Source organism: Streptomyces sp. NPDC055078 (genome assembly GCF_053607985.1).
The window spans coordinates 1-3,412 of the sequence record NZ_JBSGUP010000791.1 but is presented as its reverse complement, the minus strand read 5'-3'; the positions used below and the strand labels follow the sequence as shown (position 1 = coordinate 3,412).

The window sequence follows — 3,412 nt, the reverse complement described above, 5'->3', positions numbered from 1 at the left end:
GGCCGGGACCCAAGGGAACGAGGAACGTATCCATGAACCCCCTGACCCGGACGGGTCTCGACACCAGCGGTCCGCTGACGGGCGTACGCGTGCTGGAGCTGGGCGGCATCGGACCGGCTCCGTACGCGGGGATGCTCCTCGGCGACCTCGGCGCGGACGTGATCCGCGTCGACCGGCCGCAGGAGGCCGGTCTGGCCAGCCCCGAGCCGGTCCTGCACCGCGGCCGGCGGTCCATCGCCGTGGACCTCAAGCACCCCGACAGCACCGGGATCGTGCTCGCCCTCGCCGCCGAGGCGGACATCGTGATCGAGGGGTTCCGCCCCGGCGTCACCGAGCGCCTCGGCGTGGGCCCCGAGGCGCTGCTGGCCCGCAACCCCGCGCTGGTCTACGGCCGGATGACGGGCTGGGGCCAGGACGGGCCGCTGGCCCAGGAACCCGGACACGACATCAACTTCGTCGCCCTCACCGGCGCGCTGCACGCCATCGGGCCGGCCGACGCCCCGGTCGTCCCGCTCAATCTGATCGGCGACATGGGCGGCGGCGGTCTGCTGATGGCCTTCGGCGTGGTCAGCGCGCTGGTCAGCGCCCGCGTCACCGGCCGCGGCCAGGTGGTCGACACGGCCATGTCCGACGGCTCGGCCTCCCTGCTGGCCATGGTCCACGGCTTTCTGGCCCAGGACCGGTGGCGGGACCGGCGCGAGTCCAACGCCATCGACGGCGGGTCCCCCTGGTACGGGGTCTACCGCTGCTCCGACGACCGCCATATCGCCCTCGGTATCGGCGACCGCCGCTCCTACGCGGCGCTGGTGGAGACGCTCGGGCTCGGCGGCGACCCCGGCTTCGCCGACCAGTACGACCGCGCGGCGTGGCCCGCCATGCGCGAGACCCTCACCCGGGTCTTCGCGGACCGTGCCCGCGACGACTGGGCGCGGGCCTTCGAGGGGCGGGGCGCCTGTCTGAGCCCGGTGCTCTCCCTGACCGAGGCCCCGCGCCACCCCCACAACGTGGCCCGCGGAACCTTCCGTACCGGTGCGCACGGCGGTGTCGAGCCCGCACCCGTACCCCGGTTCTCGGACACACCGGCCACCGAGCCGGAACCCGCGCCGGCCGTCGGCGCGCACACCGACGAAGTGCTGGCCCAGGCCGGTTACGGCCCGGAGGCCGTCGCCGGACTGCGTGCCGACGGCGTCGTCCGCTGAGCCGCTCGACGGATCACGCCGGGCGAGCCCCAGCACCCCACCCCGTGTCCGGCGGCTCCGCCGGACGCCCACCACACGAAGGTCGGGAGACCACATGCAGGAGTCCCACAGCAGGAGGACCGCTCTGGTGACCGGTGCCGCGCGCGGCATCGGCCGGGCCGTCGCACTCGAACTCGCTCGCACCGGTCACGACGTGGCCGTCGTCGACAAGGACTTCGAGGGCTTCCGGGCGTACGAGGACGATCAGAAGCAGTCCGTGATGGCCGAGCTGGAGGCCGCGGGCGCCAGGGTCGTCTCGGCCGAGGCGTCCACCACGGACACGGCCGCGATGGAGGACCTGGTCGCGCGCGTCACCGGCGAGTGGGGCGGTCTCAACGCCCTGGTCTGCAACGCCGGCGGCGGAACCGGGCCCCTGGACAGCAACCGGGGCTCCGCCGTCGACCTGGAACAGCTCGACGAGGTCATGCGCCGCAACCTCTACGGCACCGTGACCACGGTGCAGGCCGCCCTGCCCGCCCTGCTCGGCGCCGACCGGCCGGCCATCGTCACCATGGGCTCGGTGACCGGGGTCAAGCCCACCGACAGCGCCACCTACGCGCACTACGGCGTCAGCAAGGCCGCTGTGATGCACTACACCCGCTACCTGGCCGCCGACCTGGCCGAGCGGGGGGTCCGCGCCAACTGCGTCGCGCCCGGCCCCATCGCGACCGGACGGCTGCGGATGCGGGCCCGGGAGATCGGCGAGCGCGACCCCGGGCGTGCCGAGGCGCTGCTGGCGGGCGTGGGCACAGAGGCCGACGTGGCCCGCGCCGTCCGCTACCTGGCCTCCCCGGAGTCGCAGTTCATGTCCGGCCACATCCTCCACCTGTACCGCTGACCCGGCGCTCGTCCGCCCGGCCGGAGAACGGGGGGCCGGCCGGGCCGTTACCATCGGTTTGCCGACGCAGGGAACTGAACAGTGGGGACAGCGAACCGATGACCGAAGCCCCGCCGAGGAGCACGCGCCCCCGGAACCGGAAGCAGCAGATCATCGCTGCCGCCTCCGAGCAGTTCCGCACGTCCGGATTTCACAACGTCGGCATCTCCGACATCGCCGAAGCGGTCGGCATCTCCGGCCCCGCCCTGTACCGGCACTTCCGGGGCAAGCAGGAGCTGCTGCACGCCGCCCTGGTCGACGCGATCGACAGAAACACCGAACCCTTCCACGGCGACTACCGCGACCTGCGCGAGATGCTCGACGCCATCGCCGTGGCCATGCTGGACCGGCGCCACACGGGCGTGCTGTGGGAGCGGGAACTGGCGCATCTGCCGCAGGAACAGCGGCTCGAACTGCGTGCGCGCTACGTCGCCACCGTGGAGCCGCTGCGCTCCGCGATCGCCGCGTCCCGTCCGGAGCTGCCGGCCGACATCGTGGAGCTGCTGCTGAGGGCGGTCCTCGCCGTCTTCGCCACCATGAGCCAGCACGCGGGGAAGGTCGAACCGGCGCGGGCCCGGCTGCTGATGACCGAACTCTCCATGATCGTCTGCGAGTTCCGGGGGCTCGAACCGCGTGAGGACGCGGAGGGCGTCCGGCGGCCGATACCCCGCAAACGGCTGCTTCCGGTCTCCCGGCGCGAGGCGGTCCTCACCGTCGCCACCAGGCTCTTCGCCGAGCGGGGCTACGAGGCGGTCGGCATGGAGGACATCGCCACGGCCGCGGCCGGGATGGCGGGCCCCAGCCTCTATCACCACTTCGCCGGCAAGTCGGCGATCCTGGTGGCAGCGCTGACCCGCTGCCTGGAGGCGATGCTCTTCGATCTGTCGGCGGCCCTTGAGTACGCGGAGGAACCGGGGCAGGCACTCGATGCCGCCCTGCACTCGTTCGTCCGGATCAGCATCCAGCACGGTGACGCCATGAGGGCCCTGCTCCACGAGATCGTCAACGTACCCGCGGAGGAGCGCCAGGCCGTCCGCCGGATGCAGCACGACTACGTGGCCGAGTGGACGGCGCTGCTCACCGGCCACCGGCCCGAACTCCTCCAGGCCGAGGCGGAGCTGCTGACGCACGCGACGCAGGGCGTGGTGAACACGCTCAGCCAGAACGGGGAGATCTGGACCCGTCCGGCACTCCGCGACGAGATCGTCGCCCTGGGCCGCGTCTTGCTGGGACTGCCCGCCGACGCGCCCTCGTCGGACTGAATCCGCCGGAAACCGCAGGGCCCGGTCCTTCCCCT

3 protein-coding genes are annotated in these 3,412 nt (G+C 72.9%); all 3 read left to right on the top strand.

Going from position 1 to position 3,412, the window contains the following annotated elements; translation table 11 throughout:
* Window positions 1-32 precede the first annotated feature (32 nt).
* The 3 genes from ACWF94_RS36750 (at window position 33) to ACWF94_RS36740 (ending at window position 3,377) form a co-directional block, all read left to right on the top strand.
* Window positions 33-1,199 carry a CaiB/BaiF CoA transferase family protein gene (locus ACWF94_RS36750; protein ID WP_453498970.1) on the top strand — a complete coding sequence of 389 codons (1,167 nt, stop codon included), beginning with the start codon at window positions 33-35 and terminating at the stop codon, window positions 1,197-1,199.
* Window positions 1,200-1,293: 94 nt separating this feature from the next.
* Window positions 1,294-2,076, top strand: coding sequence for an SDR family NAD(P)-dependent oxidoreductase (locus ACWF94_RS36745; protein ID WP_453498968.1), 783 nt, complete (start codon window positions 1,294-1,296; stop codon window positions 2,074-2,076).
* 98 nt (window positions 2,077-2,174) lie between these two features.
* Window positions 2,175-3,377, top strand: a complete 1,203-nt coding sequence (locus ACWF94_RS36740) for a TetR/AcrR family transcriptional regulator (protein WP_453498966.1) — start codon at window positions 2,175-2,177, stop codon at window positions 3,375-3,377.
* Window positions 3,378-3,412 lie beyond the last annotated feature (35 nt).